The organism is Pseudomonas sp. PSB11, from assembly GCF_014596605.1.
GTDB classification, from domain to species: Bacteria; Pseudomonadota; Gammaproteobacteria; order Pseudomonadales; family Pseudomonadaceae; genus Aquipseudomonas; species Aquipseudomonas umsongensis.
The window spans coordinates 36,992-54,976 of sequence record NZ_NOIO01000029.1 but is presented as its reverse complement, the minus strand read 5'-3'; the positions used below and the strand labels follow the sequence as shown (position 1 = coordinate 54,976).

At 59.8% G+C, this 17,985-nt stretch carries 17 protein-coding genes and 1 pseudogene; 5 read left to right on the top strand and 13 right to left on the bottom strand.

What is annotated here, in order from left to right:
- Positions 1 to 59: 59 nt before the first annotated feature.
- Entirely contained in the window at positions 60 to 1,511 is a 1,452-nt protein-coding gene (gene pyk, locus CGA21_RS25365; protein ID WP_020797866.1) for a pyruvate kinase, read from the bottom strand.
- A gap of 172 nt (positions 1,512 to 1,683) precedes the next feature.
- Here pyk and CGA21_RS25360 point away from each other — a divergent pair, with 172 nt between their 5' ends.
- Positions 1,684 to 2,058, top strand: coding sequence for a tetratricopeptide repeat protein (locus CGA21_RS25360; RefSeq protein WP_020797867.1), 375 nt, complete (start codon positions 1,684 to 1,686; stop codon positions 2,056 to 2,058).
- 238 nt (positions 2,059 to 2,296) lie between these two features.
- Complete coding sequence (locus tag CGA21_RS25355) at positions 2,297 to 2,656, top strand: PilZ domain-containing protein (RefSeq protein WP_110752848.1); 360 nt, start codon at positions 2,297 to 2,299, stop codon at positions 2,654 to 2,656.
- A 28-nt stretch (positions 2,657 to 2,684) separates the two neighbouring features.
- On the opposite strand, the gene CGA21_RS25350 is transcribed toward CGA21_RS25355, so the two are convergent.
- The 6 genes from CGA21_RS25350 to CGA21_RS25325 are packed head-to-tail and all read right to left on the bottom strand — an operon-like array spanning position 2,685 to position 9,404.
- Positions 2,685 to 4,016 carry a DUF58 domain-containing protein gene (locus tag CGA21_RS25350; protein WP_188265300.1) on the bottom strand — a complete coding sequence of 444 codons (1,332 nt, stop codon included), beginning with the start codon at positions 4,014 to 4,016 and terminating at the stop codon, positions 2,685 to 2,687.
- Positions 4,013 to 5,014 carry an AAA family ATPase gene (locus CGA21_RS25345; RefSeq protein WP_110752852.1) on the bottom strand — a complete coding sequence of 334 codons (1,002 nt, stop codon included), beginning with the start codon at positions 5,012 to 5,014 and terminating at the stop codon, positions 4,013 to 4,015. Before CGA21_RS25345 ends, CGA21_RS25350 begins: the two co-directional genes overlap by 4 nt.
- Positions 5,011 to 6,174 (bottom strand): DUF4350 domain-containing protein, encoded by a 1,164-nt coding sequence (locus CGA21_RS25340; RefSeq protein ID WP_411157090.1) that lies wholly within the window; start codon positions 6,172 to 6,174, stop codon positions 5,011 to 5,013. The genes CGA21_RS25345 and CGA21_RS25340 overlap by 4 nt, the downstream gene beginning before the upstream one ends.
- A complete protein-coding gene (locus tag CGA21_RS25335) occupies positions 6,171 to 7,718 on the bottom strand; it encodes a DUF4129 domain-containing protein (protein WP_188265299.1) in 1,548 nt (515 codons plus the stop codon). The genes CGA21_RS25340 and CGA21_RS25335 overlap by 4 nt, the downstream gene beginning before the upstream one ends.
- On the bottom strand, positions 7,705 to 8,682 hold the full coding sequence (locus CGA21_RS25330; protein ID WP_110752856.1) for a stage II sporulation protein M: 978 nt from the start codon (positions 8,680 to 8,682) through the stop codon (positions 7,705 to 7,707). The genes CGA21_RS25335 and CGA21_RS25330 overlap by 14 nt, the downstream gene beginning before the upstream one ends.
- Positions 8,679 to 9,404, bottom strand: a complete 726-nt coding sequence (locus CGA21_RS25325; RefSeq protein ID WP_188265298.1) for an RDD family protein — start codon at positions 9,402 to 9,404, stop codon at positions 8,679 to 8,681. The genes CGA21_RS25330 and CGA21_RS25325 overlap by 4 nt, the downstream gene beginning before the upstream one ends.
- 184 nt (positions 9,405 to 9,588) lie before the next feature.
- Here CGA21_RS25325 and sbcB point away from each other — a divergent pair, with 184 nt between their 5' ends.
- Complete coding sequence (gene sbcB / locus CGA21_RS25320; RefSeq protein WP_188265297.1) at positions 9,589 to 11,019, top strand: exodeoxyribonuclease I; 1,431 nt, start codon at positions 9,589 to 9,591, stop codon at positions 11,017 to 11,019.
- Positions 11,020 to 11,116: 97 nt separating this feature from the next.
- On the opposite strand, the gene mvaT is transcribed toward sbcB, so the two are convergent.
- On the bottom strand, positions 11,117 to 11,494 hold the full coding sequence (gene mvaT / locus CGA21_RS25315; RefSeq protein ID WP_008058684.1) for a histone-like nucleoid-structuring protein MvaT: 378 nt from the start codon (positions 11,492 to 11,494) through the stop codon (positions 11,117 to 11,119).
- A gap of 328 nt (positions 11,495 to 11,822) precedes the next feature.
- On the opposite strand from mvaT, the gene purU reads away from it, so the two are divergent.
- Together purU and CGA21_RS30035 are read left to right on the top strand one after the other, a co-directional pair.
- Positions 11,823 to 12,671 (top strand): formyltetrahydrofolate deformylase, encoded by an 849-nt coding sequence (gene purU / locus CGA21_RS25310; protein ID WP_020797876.1) that lies wholly within the window; start codon positions 11,823 to 11,825, stop codon positions 12,669 to 12,671.
- Between the two features lie 85 nt (positions 12,672 to 12,756).
- Complete coding sequence (locus CGA21_RS30035) at positions 12,757 to 12,936, top strand: hypothetical protein (protein WP_110752861.1); 180 nt, start codon at positions 12,757 to 12,759, stop codon at positions 12,934 to 12,936.
- On the opposite strand, the gene CGA21_RS25305 is transcribed toward CGA21_RS30035, so the two are convergent.
- The 5 genes and pseudogenes from CGA21_RS25305 to CGA21_RS30485 all read right to left on the bottom strand — a co-directional run.
- Complete coding sequence (locus CGA21_RS25305) at positions 12,914 to 13,909, bottom strand: YbhN family protein (protein ID WP_110752863.1); 996 nt, start codon at positions 13,907 to 13,909, stop codon at positions 12,914 to 12,916. The two genes, CGA21_RS30035 and CGA21_RS25305, sit on opposite strands and share 23 nt — an antisense overlap.
- A complete protein-coding gene (locus CGA21_RS25300) occupies positions 13,906 to 14,682 on the bottom strand; it encodes a DUF2334 domain-containing protein (protein ID WP_110752865.1) in 777 nt (258 codons plus the stop codon). Before CGA21_RS25300 ends, CGA21_RS25305 begins: the two co-directional genes overlap by 4 nt.
- Positions 14,675 to 15,796, bottom strand: coding sequence for a glycosyltransferase family 4 protein (locus tag CGA21_RS25295; RefSeq protein ID WP_188265296.1), 1,122 nt, complete (start codon positions 15,794 to 15,796; stop codon positions 14,675 to 14,677). Before CGA21_RS25295 ends, CGA21_RS25300 begins: the two co-directional genes overlap by 8 nt.
- 163 nt (positions 15,797 to 15,959) lie before the next feature.
- Entirely contained in the window at positions 15,960 to 16,724 is a 765-nt protein-coding gene (locus CGA21_RS30490) for a methyl-accepting chemotaxis protein (RefSeq protein WP_401313163.1), read from the bottom strand.
- Positions 16,725 to 16,817: 93 nt separating this feature from the next.
- Positions 16,818 to 17,849 (bottom strand): annotated as a pseudogene (locus CGA21_RS30485) (cache domain-containing protein); the annotation flags it as partial.
- Positions 17,850 to 17,985: the final 136 nt, after the last annotated feature.

Here is a 17,985-nt window from a genome sequence, read left to right as displayed (position 1 = left end):
AAAACAAAAAAGCCCCGCCATTCACATGGCGGGGCTTTCGTTTCTCAGCGAGCGGTCACTCAGACCATCGGATCGCCAACGTGCAGGATCTTCATGCCGTTGGTGCCACCGGTGGTGTGGTAGCTGTCGCCCTTGGTCAGGATGACCCAGTCGCCTTTCTGCACGACGCCGCGCTTGACCAGCTCGTCGATCGCCTTCTGGCTGACTTCGTTCGGTGCCAGCGAAGCCGGATCGAATGGAATGGTGTATACGCCACGGAACAGCGCCGCGCGGGCCTGGGCCTCACGGTGTGGAGTGAACGCATAGATCGGCACCGAGGAACGGATGCGCGACATGATCAGCGGGGTGTAGCCACTTTCGGTCAGGGCGATGATCGCCTTCACACCCGGGAAGTGGTTGGCGGTGTACATGGTGGCCAGGGCGATGCTCTCGTCGCAGCGCTGGAACTCCTTGCCAATGCGGTGGCTGGAGGTCTTGCTGGTTGGGTGCTTTTCAGCGCCGACGCAGATTCGCGCCATTGCTTGCACAGCTTCCAGCGGGTACAGGCCGGCGGCACTTTCGGCCGAGAGCATCACGGCGTCGGTGTAGTCGAGCACAGCGTTGGCTACGTCGGACACTTCGGCGCGGGTCGGCATCGGGTTCTGGATCATCGACTCCATCATCTGGGTCGCTACGATCACGGCCTTGTTGTGGCGACGCGCGTGCAGAATGATTTTCTTCTGGATGCCCACCAGTTCGGCGTCGCCGATTTCCACGCCCAGGTCACCACGGGCCACCATTACGGCGTCGGAGGCATTGATCAGGCCGTCGAGGGTTTCGTCGTCGGCTACGGCTTCGGCACGTTCGATCTTCGCCACCAGCCAGGCGGTACCGCCGGCTTCGTCGCGCAGTTGACGGGCGTATTCCATGTCGGCGGCGTCGCGCGGGAAGGACACGGCGAGGTAATCGACCTGCATTTCGGCAGCGAGCTTGATGTCTGCCTTGTCTTTCTCGGTCAGGGCCGGTGCCGTCAGGCCACCACCGCGACGGTTGATGCCTTTATGGTCCGACAGCGGGCCGCCGATGGTCACGGTGCAGTTCAGTTCGGTAGCGGTGGCGGTGTCGACACGCATCACCACGCGGCCGTCGTCGAGCAGCAGCTCGTCACCTACACCGCAGTCCTTGACCAGGTCCGGGTAGTCGATGCCAACCACTTGCTGGTTGCCTTCGGTCAGGGGATGGCTGGTGGAGAAGGTGAATTGATCACCGATCTTCAGCTCGATCTTCTTGTTGGCGAATTTGGCGATACGGATTTTCGGGCCTTGCAGGTCACCCAGCAGGGCAACGAAGCGGCCGTGCTTGGCAGCGAGGTCACGCACCAGCTTCGCGCGAGCCTTGTGCTCGTCGGGGGTGCCGTGGGAGAAGTTCAGGCGGGCTACGTCCAGGCCAGCCAGGATCAGCTGTTCGAGAACTTCCGGCGAGTTACTGGCCGGGCCAAGGGTGGCGACGATTTTGGTACGACGGACGGACATGCAAAGACTCCTGAGTTCAAGCGCTGAGTGAGGCTACTATGCTCTTGGGGTGTAGTCATTGTTCATGTGCACTACTTATTCGTTTGATTCTTTGAATGAACACTTTTGCTGACCTGCCACCTGAAGATTTTCGTCCACGGGTCGATACAGAGCTCAAGTCAGGAGAACTCCCATGCGATTCGTGCTCATAGCCGTCCTTGCCCTCAGTGTCGTGGGCTGCACCCGTTGGTCGATGAACCACCATTTGAACCTTGCCTATAGCGCCTATGACCGTGGCAATTGCGAGCAAGTAACGCTCGAGCTGTCCAAAGTTGAACGCGCCAGCCGCGCGCGTCCTTATGTATGGCCAGAAGTGTCAATGTTGCGCGGATTGTGCCTGGAACGGCAAAAACTGTTTGTCGATGCGGCGCAAACCTACCAGTTCATCATTGCTTCGTATCCGCAAAGTGAATACGCGTATCGTGCCCAGGCTCGCCTGGAAACCTTGCAAGCACTCAATCACTACCCGCTGCGAAGTTCGGCGACGGTACGTCCAACCCGCTTCTGATTACGCTTCTCATCTGGTGGCTGGCTCGCCGGCGACGGTGAGCTATAGTCGAATAGATCGGTTTGGAGCCTTGTCTGCAAACCGACGTAACACCTGTGATCGGCAGGAGTAAGCGGCAGCGGTTCATGGACTGTCGCACCAGGATCGGGGAGAGCGTGCCCATCGCCTGTCTATCAGGCCGGCCCGTTCCGAAGCATTAGTGCGGCCCTGCTTAAGGGCCTGGCATAGCGAATTCAGCATGTTCACTGACCGCCGGATCGAGCGGCATCAACTGCCGTATTTTCTGAAAGTGTTCAACCGCATTACCGACAAGCCCGTTGGCTATCTTGGCAACGTCTCCGAAGACGGGCTGATGCTTATCAGTCAATTGCCGATGATGATCGGCGTGGATTTCGATTTGCGCCTGAAAATCCCCGCGAGCAGCGGGTGCATGCAGGTCATCGATCTGCGGGCGTGTTGCCTGTGGTGCCATGAAGACGCAACTCCTCACTACTATGACGCCGGGTTCAGCCTGCAACGGGCACCCCCGGAGTATGGGCAACTGGTGGAGGCATTGAGGCAGTACTTCAGTTTTCAGCCCTTGCCGGCGTCTGCCTGATGCCGCATGTGTTGCGCTTGGAGCGTTGTTAAATTGTCCCTGCTTTTTTCCAGCTCAAGTACCGGGTGACCAACTCGGGGCCCAACGCCTCGGGTTGCCCATCCACTACCGGTACTCCGTGGGCGATCAAGCGCTCATGGAGTGCTGCGCGCGAATTTAGGTATTCGACCGTCCCGCAATAGGCCAACGCCTCTGACAAGGTTTGAACCGGCAATAGTCGCGTCGTATCCAGGACGTTCTCACGCAAGCTTGCGACCAACACCTGGTGCTGCTTGCTCAAGCGCTTGACGGCAGTCAGCAGTTCATCATCGTCTTCATCGCGCAGGTTGGTGACCAGCAGCACCAGCGCCCGCCGTTTCTGCCGGGACAGCAGTTGGCTGGCAGCGGCTTGATAATCGGCGCTGCGTTGAGTGCTGTTCAGATCGTAGACCGAGTTGAGCAGCACGTTGAGCTGGCCAGCGCCTTTCACCGGGGCGAGGAAGCGCGGATGATCACTGGCAAAGGTGCAGAGGCCTACCGCATCCCCTTGGCGCAGCGCGACGTAGCTCAACAACAGGCAGGCATTGAGCGCATGATCGAAATGCGCCAGCTCGCCGTCCTGGCTGCGCATGCGTCGACCGCAATCGAGCATGAAGATGATCTGTTGGTCACGCTCGTCCTGGTACTCCCGGGCAATGGGTGTGCGTTGGCGGGCAGTGGCTTTCCAGTCGATCTGGCGCAGGCTGTCACCCTCGCGAAATTCCCTTAGCTGATGAAACTCCAGGCCCAGGCCACGTCGTTGGCGCTGGCGAACCCCGAGTTGGCTGAGCCAGTTGTCCACCGCCAACAGTTGGCCGCCGTAGAGTCGGGCGAAGTCGGGATAGACCCGGGTGCTGTCAATCACGCTCAGCAGGCGTTTGCCGTGCCATAGCCCCAATGGACTGGGCAGGCTGATTTCGCAGTTCTCGAAGCTGAAGTGGCCGCGCTTGAGCGGGCGCAGGCGATAGTCGACGCCGCTGTGCTGGCCGGGTTGAAGTTTCACCGACAGCGGCAGGTTCTCGAAGCTCAGGCCGTCGGGTACGTGGTCGTAGAGCTGGATGCTCAGTGGCAGGGAAAAGTCGTGCTCGACTTGCAGTCGCACGACACTCCAACGGCCGAGGGCCAGGCTGCCGGGCAGTTGACGTTGTGCGCGGGGCGACGGCAGGCGCTTGAGACGGATGGCGTCGATTATTGCCAGGGCCAAGAGAGCCAGGAGCAAGCCCCAGCTGATCGAGAACAGCGTTGATGGAACGGCGATGTCCAATGCGTGCAATGTGCCCAGAATGAGACCGATGCCCAGCAAGGTCGCAAGCCAGGCCAGTAGCAGGCGCGAGGGTTTCACAGCCTTGGCGCCGGTACTTGATCGAGCAGTTGCCGCAACACCTGATCGACGTCCAGCCCTTCGATATCCAGTTCCGGCGCTATGCGCACACGATGGCGCAGAACGGCCAGGGCGCAGCCTTTTATGTCGTCAGGGATCACAAACTCGCCACCGCGCAACAATGCCCGTGCCCTTGCGCAGCGCACCAGCGCAATGGACGCCCGAGGCCCGGCACCGAGGGTCAGGCCGGGCCAACTGCGGGTGGTGCGGGCCAGGCGTACGGCATAGTCGAGGACCTGGTCGTCCAGCGGCAAATCGCTGGCAATGCGCTGCAAGGCCAGGACCTCCCTGGCTTGCAGCACCGTGCGCAGCGGTTGCACATCGAGCATGTCGGCCCGGGTCGAGCGGCTGACCTGGCGCACCATGTCCAACTCCTGCTCCGCGTCGGGGTAGTCCATGCGCACCTTGAGCATGAAGCGATCGAGTTCGGCTTCCGGCAACGGGTAAGTGCCTTCCTGTTCGATGGGGTTTTGCGTGGCGAGCACCATGAATGGCTGCGCGATGGGCAGGGCGCGGCCTTCGAGGGTGACTTGGCGTTCCTGCATGGCTTCGAGCAGCGCGGCCTGGGTTTTTGCCGGGGCACGGTTGATCTCGTCGGCGAGCAACAGGTTGGTGAACAACGGTCCCTTGCGCAGCTTGAATTGCTCGGTCTGCAAGTCGTACACCGCATGCCCGGTGACATCGCTTGGCATCAGGTCCGGCGTGAACTGGATACGCGCGAATTCGCCGCCGAAACAACGTGCCAGCGCCCTGACCAACAGCGTCTTGCCCAGCCCCGGCACGCCTTCGAGCAATACATGGCCGCCAGCAAGCAGGGCGGTGAGAACGTCGTCGATGACGGTGTCCTGGCCGATCACGGCTTTTTGCAATTCATGGCGCACCGCCTGGGCCAACTGGCAGGCACGCTGGCGTTGCCGGATGGCGTGGTCGATTGCATCGGGCTCGATCGGTTGACTCATAACGCATTCCTCAAGGTTTGCAGGTGGGCGACCTGGCGGCTGAATTCAGCACTGGAAAACCGCTGTTTTGACCGCGGGCCCATGGCTTGGCTGATTGCGTCTGCGGGCTGGCCGCTCAGACGGGCGAGCACCCGCCATTGTTCGGCGACATCGAGTTGTTCATAGCCAGGATGACGATGTCTCACGCGGCGCAGTATGTCTTGCTGCAAGGCCTGCAACAGGCTGTCCTGGCCACTGTGTCGCAACATGAAATCGGCGCTGGCGCGCAGGTGTTCCTGCAATTGGCGGCGAGCTTTGGCTTGCGGTTGCAACAGTGGCCCATGGCGCACGCCGAAGTGCCAGCAACCCAGGCCGATCAGGGCGGCCAAGGCGACCAACGCCTGGGGGAAATGGCGCAGCAGCAGTGTCAGCAGGCTGTCGTGCTCGGTATTGAACAGCAGGGTCACTCCGGTATCGGCGGTCAGGTACCAGAGCAGCCAGGCGTTGTCGTATTGATCGATGGCCGGGGTTTTCCACAGGTCGGCGTCGGTCACCACAATTATCGAGCCAAGCCCGTGGTTCAGTTGCATCATATGGGTTGCCTTGGCACTGTTGGCCCAGGCCTGGGCGAGGTTTTTCGGGTCTTCGAGATGGAACGTGGTATCGAAGCCGGCGTAGGCCGGTGCGTCTTCATCATCCAGATAGAGTTTGGTCAGTTGTGGGTAGGGATCATCCGGAGTGTCGGGCGGTGGGTCCTTGAGGTCTTTGCTCAGCGACTGTTGCAGTTGCACCCGATCCAGCAACAGGTCATTGCTTTGCCCGGTCTTTTCATCCCACAGCGACTGGGCAACGAACAGCAGGCGCCCGCCAGCTTGGGTCCAGGCCAGCACCTGATCGATCTGCCTGGGCGTCATGTTGTAGCGATCGCCTAGCAACAACAGGCTGTGATGCTGCGGCGCGAGGGTTGGCAGGATATCGAGGCTGTTGGCATGGCTGACATTCAGGCCCTGCTTGCGCAAGAAAAGCTCGGCGGCCAGGTACGGATTGGCCAGGGCTTCAGGCGCCGGGCCATGGTCGATTTCGGCCGGATAGGGCGTTGCCTTCAGGTACAGATAAATCATCAACACGGCCAGCAGGACAGCCGTCATCGTGCTGATGAATGGCCAGGCGCGCCGGTTCAATGGGGGATTCCCGAGTCAAATACGCCACGCCAGCCGTTACACAGTTCGCGCTGTACATGCGCGGGTGGCAATTGGTGCCCATAGGCCATGTTTTGCCAGTGCACGGTCAGGTCTTTGCTGAAGGCCAGCAGGGCCGGTTGCTGTAGTTGTTCGATGCGTTCAAGCACCTGGCCTTCGGTGTCGGCGGCTTTGAGTGGCATGTCGAAATCGTGCAAGAGGCGGCTGAGCAGGGCGCGATAGAGCAAGCCAAGCGCTGCACGCGGGTTGTTCTGCCAGAGGCTTTCGGCACTGGAGGCGATGTCGCAGGGCAGGGTCTCGCGGCTGAGGTCAAGGCCAAATACCTGAGGGGCAGGCGGGTGGGGGGCTTTTTTAGCGGGACGCGGTCGACGGCTGACGAATGCCTGCAACCCCTCACGGTAGTACCAGATCAAGCCCCCGATGGCGGTGATCACGGCTGCCCACAGCACAACTTCGATCAGCGTGGCCAACGCGCCGAAGTCGCGGTTATCAATCATCTGGAGCAGCGCCTTTAACCATTGGGGTGTGTGGTCTTCATTCGCGCCTTGGTCCGCGGCCTGGTTTTCGCCAAATCGATAGCGGGTGACGGTTTCCCTGTTCTTGAACGGAGGCTGGTCGAGGATGGCCTTGATGCTGTCCCTGGACCCCTGGCTGGTCAGTGGTTGCTGCAGCAAGCGCGGACTGTCGGGCGTCGCAAGCGCCGACTCGGACGCCATGGCGGTGGGGGTGATCGGCAGCAGCAAGGTCGCCGCCAGTAACAGGGCAAGGGTTGCTTCGCTCAAACGACGGGACAGGCTGCGAAACACCAGCTCGATATCCCAGGCTTCGAGCGCGGTGCGTCGGTTCAGGTACAGGCTGAAGCCTGCGGCCACGTAGACCGGTTCCCAAACCACCAGCACCAGGACGTAGAAACCATTGGACAGGTGCTCCAGCCAGCGCCAGTCCTGCGTTGCGGCGCTGACCAGCGACTGCCAGCTCCAGTCCAGGGCGACCTGTTGTGGCAGCAGCAGATAAAACAGCACCATCAAACCGATCCATAACGCGCCTTCCAGGTGCGCACCCATCACGGTCAGCCAACGTGCCGCGCTGGCGTCACGTTGCAACAACACTTGCAACCGCTGTTGGCGCGCATCACCGCTCAGGCCTTCGAGCTGTAACACGGGCAGCGTGAAGCTGCGACTCAGGCTCAGGCGTCGCCAGGTCAGGCTGGCCAGCAGTTGTGGCTTGAGCAACCGTGGCCACTGATAAAGCGCCTGCTTGAGGGTGGGCGTGTCTGCAAAAATGGCTTTGGAAAGGATGTACAACGGCAAGCGTTCAAACGCCGGTTTCAGCCACCAGAAGATGAACACGGCCAAGGTCGGCGAATCCCACAGCAACCAGGTGAGCAGCGCGAAAACCGGCAAGGTGACAATCGCCCAACTGCTCATCAGCAGGCGCCGGTGGCGCTGGCTCAACAGCACGCCCAGGTCAATGGCTTCCCAGGTCGGTCTTGGGCGAATGACCACAGTGGTGTCACTCAGGCGCATGGTGCGTCCGTCCGGCGAATATCAAGTAAATCGCCACCAGCACCCAGAGGGCCGCACCGACCAGGTATTTGGTCAGGGGGGCCGGTGTCGTCATCGACGACCAGTAGGCTTCTATAAAGGCCGCAATCAGCAGAAACAACATGACGCCGCAAATCAGCAGAACACTCTTGCGGGCCGCCAGGCGCAAGGCTTCGGCGCGGGGCAGGCGGCCTGGTGCAATCAACGCCCAACCCAATTGCAGGCCGGCGGCACCCGCCAGGGCAATGGCCGTCAACTCAAAGGCACCGTGACCGACCACGAACGACCAGAAGCTTTGCCCGTAGCCGATATGCGTCAGGTGTCCGGCGACCGCGCCGATCATCAAGCCGTTGAAGAACAGGAAAAACGCGCTGCCCAGGCCGAACAGCAATCCGCTGGCGTAGGTCTGAAAGGCGATCCCGATGTTGTGCATGATGTAGTAGCCGAACATCGCCCAGTCTTCACTGGCCGCACGCTCCATGGAGCGTCCCAGGTGACCGGCATCGGGGTCGTACATGCTTTGCATGTCGCTGACCTGATCGGCCGGAATCAGGTTGTAGACCAGTTCCGGAAACAGATAAACCAGCCCTGCAATTGCGAACAGGCTGCCGAAAAACATCAGGCTGGCAGCGAGCACGAAGCGCCATTGTTCACGTACCAGCCGGGGGAAGCCCGCCAGGATGAAACCCAGTGCATGGGCTCCAAAATGGCTGCGATGTCGATACAGCTGCTGATGCCCACGCAACACTTGTTGCTGCAATGCGTCATTCAGGAAACTGCTGTAACCGCGCTCGCGGGCCAGCGCCAGGTGTTGGCAGATGCGCCGATAATCGGCCAGAAAATTGTCGGCCCCTTTGGCTTTGCTGTCCTGCTCCAGCTTGTCCAGCAGCAGGGAGAACTGCTCCCATTCAGCCATGTGCCGATGTTCGAAAAGGCTTTGTTTCATGTCGGACCCAACAAGCCGTGTGCAATGCCGTTGAGTTCGGCCACGGCGCGGGGAGCCGGAACCTGCAAGGGGCGCGCGAGGATCGAGGCCAGCTCATTGACCCTGGCATCGGACAGTCCGGCCTGGCGTTCGGCAAAACCGAGGATGGCACGTTGCTCGGTCAGTGTCAGGGCAAAAGGAGGACGACGGGGTTGCGAGGGTGGGAGTTGGGGACGGGTAAGCGGCTGCTCGCGGTAGACCACCAGCGTGCCGGCGGCCAGGTCACCGAGGCGCTTGAAATTGGGGTGTTGCAGGCAACTGATAGCGCCGAGAAAGTAGCCAAACGGCAACATGTCGACAAATCGCAGCAGGTTGCGCAACAGTGACGTTGACCAGTCTATAGGCGTGCCATCGTCCTGAATGACCCGCAGGCCCATCCATTGTTTGCCCGGTGAGCGCCCCTGGTTGAAGACTTCGAACAGCACCATGTACCACCAGCTCACGCCGAAGAGCAGGATCGAACCCAGTCCCGCACCGAGTTTCCCGAGCATTGCCAGGGCGATGAACATCAGGCCCAGGATCAACCCGCGTATCGCCAGGTCGATGGAAAACGCCATTGCGCGCACCATCAAGCCGGCCGGTCGCAGCGGCAAGTCTATGCCTTCGGGCGTTTCCACCTGATACCGCGTGTCCAGTGGTGGTGGCAGCGTTGCTTTCCGTGGCAGTGCTGTGGTGTCGAGCATGGGCAACCTGATGGTGTGGCCTGATCGGTTTGTCTCTTCACCGGATGCTAGCAGCCTCGCCGGAAAAAACGACATAACTATGTATTGCATATTACGTGGCCAGGGGTGATTCAATGGCACGATTGCTGGCCGGAGCGGGACGGGAACGCCTAGACTTCGCCAATCTTCAGTTCAGGAATAGCCCGTGACCTCCATCTTCTGGTACGACTACGAAACGACGGGTATCAATCCCCGTTGCGACCGCCCACTGCAAATGGCGGGGTTGCGTACTGACTTCGAGCTCAATGAAATCGACGAGCCTGTCAATCTCTTTTGCCGGCCCAGCGACGATATCCTGCCGCATCCCGCGGCTTGCGCAATCACCGGCATCACGCCCGCCCAACTGGCCGAGGACGGGTTGAGCGAAGCCGACTTCATGACCCGGGTGCATGCCCAACTGGCGGCGCCGGGTACTTGCGGCGCCGGGTACAACACCTTGCGTTTCGACGATGAGATGACTCGCTACAGCCTGTACCGCAATTTTTTCGACCCCTATGCGCGGGAGTGGCAGGGTGGTAACAGTCGCTGGGACCTGATCGATGTCGTTCGCGCAGCCTATGCGTTACGCCCCGATGGCCTTGTCTGGCCGACAGACGAAGAAGGGCGAGTGACACTCAAGCTCGAACGGCTGACCGCCGCTAACGGGATCGATCATGGCAGCGCCCACGAAGCGCTGTCGGACGTTCGCGCCACGATTGCCCTGGCGCGCCTGATCCGGGAAAAACAGCCAAAGTTGTATGACTGGTTGTTTCAGCTTCGCAGTAAGCAAAAGGTTCTGGACCAGGTGCGCTTGCTGCAACCGATGGTGCATGTTTCAGGGCGCTTTTCTGCTGCGCGCAACTATGTCGGCGTAGTGTTGCCCTTGGCCTGGCACCCACGCAATAAGAACGCACTGATTGTTTGCGACCTGCACCTCGACCCGCAGGGTTTGCTCGATCTCGATGCCGAAACCTTGCGCCAGCGTTTGTATACCCGCCGCGACGAGCTGGCAGAAGGTGAATTACCCGTACCGCTCAAGCTTATCCACATCAATAAATGCCCCGTGGTCGCGCCGTTATCGGTTCTTCGACCCGCAGATCAGCTGCGCTTGGGGATGGATGTTGCGCTCTATCAGCAACGTGCACTGCGGCTAAGTGACGCGCAGCAGGATTGGCAAGCTAAAGTTCTGGCGATTTATGCCCGGGAAGATTTTTCCTCGAGCGAGGATCCTGAGCAACAGTTATACGACGGATTTATCGGGGACCGTGATCGGCGTTTATGCGAGCAAGTCAGAACAGCCGACCCGCTGCAATTGGCGCAACAGCAATGGCCTTTCGATGATGAACGTTTACCGGAGCTATTGTTTCGATATCGAGCACGTAACTTTCCCGATACCTTGAATCTCGACGAGCAAGAACGCTGGCGAATATTCTGTCAGAAACGTCTATCAGTGCCTGAATGGGGCGCGCCAAATACCCTGGATAGTTTTACAGAGGCGGCAGCCCAGTTGGCCCTTACAGCTACATCGTTGCAGCAGGCGGTTCTCAATGATTGGCGGGAATATGTTCAGGGTCTTCGCAATCGTTTGAATCTTTGAAATCGAAAATGCCCCGGGGCTAAACTCCGGGCATAAAAAAACGCCAGCGTATGCTGGCGTTTTTTTGTCGCAATTGATCCGCGACAAGCGCGTGAGCTTAGCCCAGCAGGGTAGCCCAGCCTTCAACCACGTCACCGCCCCACTTGGCTTTCCACTCTTTCAGTGTTTTGTGGTTGCCACCTTTGGTCTCGATGACTTCGCCGTTGTGCGGGTTTTTGTATTGTTTAACTTTGCGAGCACGCTTGGTGCCAGTAGTTTTTACTGCACCGCCACGTGGCGCTTTGGTTTTGGCTTCTGGATCCAGCAGCGCGATGATGTCGCGCAGGGACTTGGAATATTCGCCCATCAGGGTGCGCAGTTTGCCTTCGAATTCCAGCTCGGTCTGCAGTTTGTCGTCTTGGGACAGATTCTTCAAACGGGCTTGCAGCTCTTTGATAGCTTCTTCGGTGGCGCGATATTCGTTGATCAAGGACATGATTACTACCTTATGTAGGGCGCTGGATGGCAGGTGACAGTGCGGCAATAATAGTCAGGCTGTTTCATCAAGTAAACATTAAACCTGAGTTTATTTAATTAAATTCCAGTGAGTTCAGCGCACATTGGAGGCGCACTTAAATAATGCGCCGCCTGTGCTACAGATATTTACAAATCAGTGCTGGTCGATGGCCAATTAGGGGCGTTCGCCTGGTGCTATGCGAACGTTGGCGCAGGCCGTTGGGGAAGGCGGCGTGTCATCAATACTGCAGTTTTGCTGCACAATCGCTAGAATGCCCGCCTTTGCGAAGTTCTGGAGTTTCCCCCTCATGCGCACTTTTCGGCTGGTGATTTCTTGCCCGGACCGCGTCGGCATCGTTGCCAAAGTCAGTAACTTTCTGGCGTCACATAACGGCTGGATCACTGAAGCGAGCCACCACTCGGACAATCTCAGTGGTTGGTTCTTCATGCGTCACGAAATTCGTGCCGACTCGCTGCCTTTCGGGATCGAAGCCTTGCGCGAAGCCTTTGCGCCGATTGCCGAAGAGTTCTCGATGGACTGGCGTATTACCGATACCGAGCAGAAGAAGCGCGTCGTGTTGATGGCCAGCCGCGAGTCTCACTGCCTCGCCGACTTGCTGCATCGCTGGCACAGCGATGAACTGGATTGTGAAATCGCCTGCGTGATTTCCAACCACGACGACCTGCGCAGCATGGTCGAATGGCACGGCATTCCCTACTACCACGTACCGGTTAATCCCCAGGACAAGGAGCCGGCATTTGCCGAGGTCTCGCGCCTGGTCAAGCAGCATGATGCCGAAGTGGTCGTATTGGCCCGCTACATGCAAATCCTGCCGCCTGAGCTGTGCCGTGAATATGCGCACAAGGTCATCAACATCCACCACAGCTTCCTGCCGTCGTTCGTCGGTGCCAAGCCGTACCACCAGGCTTCCCTGCGCGGGGTAAAGCTGATCGGCGCTACTTGCCACTATGTGACTGAAGAGCTGGACGCCGGCCCGATCATCGAGCAGGACGTGGTGCGTGTCAGCCACAGCGACAGCATCGAAGACATGGTGCGCTTCGGTCGAGATGTCGAGAAAATGGTGCTGGCCCGTGGCCTGCGTTACCACCTGGAAGACCGGGTACTGGTACACGGCAACAAAACCGTGGTGTTCTGACCGCTGCACGACAGGGTTGAAATTCGAAGGGCCTGGGCGTTCAATCGCACAGGCCCTTCGCCGTTTCTGCACCGAGGACATGAGCATGGCCGATCCACTGGATAAAGCCACCTGCAAGGCACCCGCCACCTTGGGTGAGGGTTGCTTGAGTCGGTACGACCCCGATGAACTGAGCCCTGAAGATGGCACGGAGTTTTCGGGGGCTGCCGAGTTGTGGGAGGCGTTGCAGCTAGAGCCTGGGCCTACGGATACACATTCTTCATGAGCTTCTTGAGCAATGGTCGGCCCAGCATCAGTAAAAACACCGGTCCACCCACCAGCAAATAAAAGTAATAGGTCACTGCCCGCCAGATCAGAATGGCGGCCGCCGCCGTGGATTTACCCACCATGGGCGCCAACAGTGCCGCTGACGTCAGTTCAGCCGCCCCCGCACCGCCTGGCAACAGGCTGAACTGCCCCGCACTCAATGAAACCATCTGGATCAGGAAGCTCCAGGCCCACTGCAAGTCCGCGCCGAGCCCGCGCAGCGCCAGGTACAACACGCTGTAACGCAAGATCCAATGCACGCACGTCAAGCCAAACACGGTGATCAATGTCTGCGGGGGTAACTTCAGGGTGTCGGTAAACGCCGCCAGGAAGTGCAGGAGTTTGCGTGCCCAACGCATGCGGGTCGAGGGCTCGACGTTGAGGCGTGCCAGCAGTCGGCCCCCCATACGGATTACCAGGCGGTGATAGCGCGCCACCACCACGCAACTGACCAGCCCACCCAACATCGACAGGGCACTGATGAGCAGCAACCACGCCATGTGCTGGCTGAGATGCTGGAACAGGGCGTAAATCAGAATGCCGGTCAATGCGCAGAGAAAAAACAATAGATCGCTCAATTGGTCCATGGCAAACACGGCGCTGCCCTTGGCCGGTCGCACGCCATTGCGCGCCAGCAAGGCCATGATGGTCAGTGGCCCGCCGCTGCCACCCGGCGTGGCGCAATAGGCAAATTCGGCGGCCATCACCACGCCAAGGCTCTTGACCGGGCTGACCTTGTCGCGCTGATCGCCCAGCAACAGGCGCAAACGCAGGGTATTGACCACCCAACACAGCAAGATCATGCCGAGCATGACCAGCAAACTGCTCAGTGGGAAGTCATTGAGCCGTGACCAGGTTTCGCTGCCGCCCAGGAGCCAGGGAATCAGTAACGCGGCGAGTAGACCGATGCACAGCAGGATCGAGCGGCTCATGCCGCACGCCCCATGCGCTGGCTCTGCAGGGCCAGCCAACGGGTCTTGGTCATGGGTACGCGGCCCTCATCGATCAGGCGCTTGAGGGTTTGCAGCCAGTATGTACGCGAGAACTCATGACGCATGTCCACCGGGTGCAGGCCCAGTCGTATTACCGGCGCCGTTCGCCAGCGCTGTTCGAGTTGCTGGCTGACCAGTTTCGATACGCCACGCCGCCAGGCACTGCGCGCACTCCAAACCAGTCCGGGGGCATCGATTGCAGTGAAATCAGGCAGGCGAAACAGATGCCGGGCGTCACTGGTGTAATCCAGCGGTAATTGGCGCAAGGCCTGGCGCGTGCCTTCGCTCATCAACCAGGCGGGAGCGACGAAACCCTGGAGCGGCCAATCGTATCGCTGGAACATTTCAATGCCGGCGTGCAAGCGGTTGAGAGCGGCTTCGCGAGACAAACTGTAGAACTCGCCTTCGTGGGTGTAGATCCGGCGCATGAACCAGTCGCGGGGGTTGCTCGCCTTCGGCGCGTCATCGCAGTGAAAATAACCATGCAGCACCAGTTCATCGCCGCGCTCGAGCCGTGCGCCGAGCTGGCGACAAAATTGCGGTTGGGCTCGCAAGTCGAACTGTTTGTGGAAGTCCGGCACAACAAGCCAGGTGATCGGCACGCTGCCAAGCGCATCGACGGCGTCGATAAAGGGCTGGTAATCGGCCCAGGTCGGTGGCGCGACATCGTGCAGTACCAGCAGCAGGCTCGGGGCGCTCATAGGTTCAACCATTGGCCGCTCGCGGCCATTGGCTGCCGAGGACGGCGTGATAATGGCCGAGCAGGCTGTTGACCACCGCGTCCCAAGCGTAATACCGCTCGACATGGCGTCGGGCTTGCTGGCCGAGGGCTACGCTGCCCTGGCTGAACAGTTCGCGCACGGCGTTGGCCATGGCCAACGGATCGTTGGGGGCGCACAAGACGCCACATTGATCGGTGATGATTTCCTCAAAGGCGCCCGCAGCCACCGCCACCACGGGGATACCGCAGGCCATGGCTTCGAGGGTCACCAGGCCAAAGGTTTCCTGATCACCGGCATGCAGCAACGCGTCGGCACTGGCCATCAGGCGGGCGACTTGGGTGGCAGGGCGGAACCCGTCGATGACCGTGACGTTTCCCGGCACAGAGGTCGGCATCGACGAACCGACCAGCAGCAAGTGATAGCGTCGGCCCAGGCGCTTCATGCATTCGAGCAGCACCGGCAGGTTTTTCTCCTTGGAACCGCGCCCCGCGAAGATCAATAGATGAGTGTTTTCGTCCAGGCCCAGCTCGGCCCGAAGGTCGCTGTCCCGTTCATCGGGATGAAACACCTGGAGATCGACCCCCAGGGGCTGCACGAACACGTTCTTCACGCCAAGGCCGGTCAGTTTATCGGCCATGACCCTGCTCGGTGCCAGTACCCGGTCGAAGTTTCCGTAGAGCTTGCTGACATAGGCCTCGACGTTTGGCGTGACCCAATTGCCCATTCGATTGCGGGCCAGCAGTGGCAGGTCGGAGTGATAAAAGCCGATGACGGGCACATCCAGTTGGCGACGGGCGTCCAGGGCCGCCCAGGCGGTGAGGTAGGGGTCGCCGACTTCAATCAACTCGGGCTGCAGATCCTGCAGGACGTTGCGCCAGGGCGCGAGACGCAGAGGGAAGCGATAACCTTTGCCGAAAGGCAGGGCGGGAGCCGGAACCGTATAAATGCCATCCTGTTCGCTGAGAACGGCCCCCGGTATCAACACGCTGTGGCGGATACCGGGCCTGGTGCACAGGCGATGATGCTTGGCATCCAGATAAGTGCGTACGCCACCGCTGGCAGGGGCGTAGAACATGGTTATGTCAGCGATATGCACGATGAACATTCCTCCGGTCCGTTGTTCTCCTTGGTTGACCTTAATGAAGAATAGATGTTCGGTCAGGATTTGGCGGGGATGGGGAGGGGAGGGTGTATGGAGGGATTGGTGTCAGGGTATTTCTCTTCGCGGGCGAGCCGGATCGCCGCCCGCGAAGAGGCCAGTCAAAACGCTAGATGCGGAAGCTGCCCACTAGCTGCTTCAATCGCGCGGCCTGCTGCTCAAGGTCCGTACATGCACGCAACGTTGACTGCAGGTTTTCTACACCTTCCTGGTTCAGGGTGTTGATTTCGGTGATGTCGACATTGATCGACTCGACCACGGCAGTCTGTTCCTCAGTGGCGGTTGCCACCGACTGGTTCATGCCGTCGATTTCACCGATGCGTTGCGTCACGCTGCTCAGGCGCTCGCCGGCCAGGTTGGCAATTTCCACGCTGTCCTGACTGTGGCGCTGACTGTCGCTCATCGTGCTAACCGACTCGCGGGCGCCGACTTGCAGCTCTTCGATCATGGTCTGAACCTGCTGCGCCGATTCCTGGGTGCGATGCGCCAGGTTTCGCACTTCATCGGCCACCACGGCAAATCCACGCCCGGCTTCACCGGCCCGTGCCGCTTCAATGGCGGCGTTGAGCGCCAGCAGGTTGGTTTGCTGGGAAATGCTGGTGATGACCTCAAGAATCTGACCAATGTTCACGGTTTTGCTGTTGAGCGATTCGATGTTGCTGCTCGAGGCGCTGAGCATGTTCGACAGTTGGTTCATGGCGGCAATGCTGCGGTCCACCACTTGCTGGCCGTCTTCGGCCAGGTTGCGGGCATCGCTGGCCTGGCTCGACGCTTGCGCGGCATTGCGGGCGATTTCCTGGGCGGCGGCACCGAGCTGGTTGATCGCCGCTGCCACGCTGTTGGTGCGCGACGCCTGCTGGTCGGAGTTGTACATCGACGAGTTCGAGGCGGCGACCACACGTAATGCCACTTCATTGACCTGGCCCGTGGCCGAGGACACTTCGCGGATCGATCCGTGGATACGTTCCACGAAGCGGTTGAACGCGGTGCCGAGGTTACCGAACTCGTCGTTGTTCTGGATCACCAGGCGTTTGGTCAGGTCGCCTTCGCCGTCGGCGATGTCGGCCATGGCCCGGGTCATCACGTGCAGCGGCTGAATCAACAGGCGGATCAGCATGCCCAGCAGGGCGATGATGATGGCGACGGCGATCACCGTGGCAATCACCGCTGAGGTGCGGAATTCGCTGAGCATCGAGAAGGCCTTGTCCTTGTCCACCGACAGGCCGATGTACCAATTGACCGACGGCAGGCCCTTGATCGGGGTAAAGGTGACGATGCGGGTCTTGCCGTCGACCACGATTTCACTGAAGTCGCGGCTGATGCGCGGGGTATTTTGCGGGTATGCCTCGCCCAGGGACTTCATGACCAGGGCTTTGTCCGGGTGGACCAGGATCTTGCCGTCGGCGCTGACCAGAAATGCGTAGCCCATGCCGTCGAAATCCCGGGCGCTGAGGGTATCGATCAAGGTTTGCAGGCTGAGGTCGCCGCCCACTACGCCCACGCCTTGCCCGGCTTTCGTCGAGGCCATGGCCAGGGAAATGATCGTTTGTCCGGTCGCCGCATCGACATAGGGTTCGGTCAGGGTCGGCGTGCTGCTGTTTTGCGCACCCTTGTACCAAGGGCGAACCCTGGGGTCGAAACCGTCCGGCATCTTCGCATCCGGACGGATGGTGAATTGCCCGGTAGCGTCGCCCAGGTAGGACGCCATGAACGTCGACGTCAGAGCTTTCTGTTCCAGCAGGGCGGCGACGTTGGCTTGTTCCGGGTTGATGGCAATGTTTTGCGAGAGGTTCTCGATCAGCAGGATACGGCCGGTCAGCCAGGTCTGGATATTGCTGGCGGTGACGTCGCCCATCTCGTTGAGATAGTTGTCCAGGTCTTCGCGGATGGCATTGCGCTGTAAATAGTCGTTATACAGGGTGAATGAGGCGAAAGTCGCAATGACGATAAGGGCGGCGGCAAGCAGGATTTTGTGGCTGAAGCGTAGATTTTTGTTCATGGCTTGGGGTTCCGCTAAGGTCTTAATGCCCAGCGCGTGCTTTTATAAAGGAACGCACGATGGGCAATGTTGAAAGCAAGTGATATTTCCGTCGCTCCTTAAGGGAAATGTCCGACAGATTTGTGTCTGTCTGCTT

Bases quoted from the DNA above. Each gene is read 5' to 3' on its own strand.
- pyk (WP_020797866.1), bottom strand. From the start codon at position 1,511: ATGTCCGTCCGTCGTACCAAAATCGTCGCCACCCTTGGCCCGGCCAGT.
- CGA21_RS25300 (WP_110752865.1), bottom strand. From the start codon at position 14,682: ATGGTTGAACCTATGAGCGCCCCGAGCCTGCTGCTGGTACTGCACGAT.
- CGA21_RS25360 (WP_020797867.1), top strand. From the start codon at position 1,684: ATGCGATTCGTGCTCATAGCCGTCCTTGCCCTCAGTGTCGTGGGCTGC.
- CGA21_RS25295 (WP_188265296.1), bottom strand. From the start codon at position 15,796: ATGTTCATCGTGCATATCGCTGACATAACCATGTTCTACGCCCCTGCC.
- CGA21_RS25305 (WP_110752863.1), bottom strand. From the start codon at position 13,909: ATGAGCCGCTCGATCCTGCTGTGCATCGGTCTACTCGCCGCGTTACTG.
- purU (WP_020797876.1), top strand. From the start codon at position 11,823: ATGCGCACTTTTCGGCTGGTGATTTCTTGCCCGGACCGCGTCGGCATC.
- CGA21_RS30035 (WP_110752861.1), top strand. From the start codon at position 12,757: ATGGCCGATCCACTGGATAAAGCCACCTGCAAGGCACCCGCCACCTTG.
- CGA21_RS25355 (WP_110752848.1), top strand. From the start codon at position 2,297: ATGTTCACTGACCGCCGGATCGAGCGGCATCAACTGCCGTATTTTCTG.
- CGA21_RS25345 (WP_110752852.1), bottom strand. From the start codon at position 5,014: ATGAGTCAACCGATCGAGCCCGATGCAATCGACCACGCCATCCGGCAA.
- CGA21_RS25330 (WP_110752856.1), bottom strand. From the start codon at position 8,682: ATGAAACAAAGCCTTTTCGAACATCGGCACATGGCTGAATGGGAGCAG.
- CGA21_RS25325 (WP_188265298.1), bottom strand. From the start codon at position 9,404: ATGCTCGACACCACAGCACTGCCACGGAAAGCAACGCTGCCACCACCA.
- mvaT (WP_008058684.1), bottom strand. From the start codon at position 11,494: ATGTCCTTGATCAACGAATATCGCGCCACCGAAGAAGCTATCAAAGAG.
- CGA21_RS25335 (WP_188265299.1), bottom strand. From the start codon at position 7,718: ATGCGCCTGAGTGACACCACTGTGGTCATTCGCCCAAGACCGACCTGG.
- CGA21_RS30490 (WP_401313163.1), bottom strand. From the start codon at position 16,724: ATGTACAACTCCGACCAGCAGGCGTCGCGCACCAACAGCGTGGCAGCG.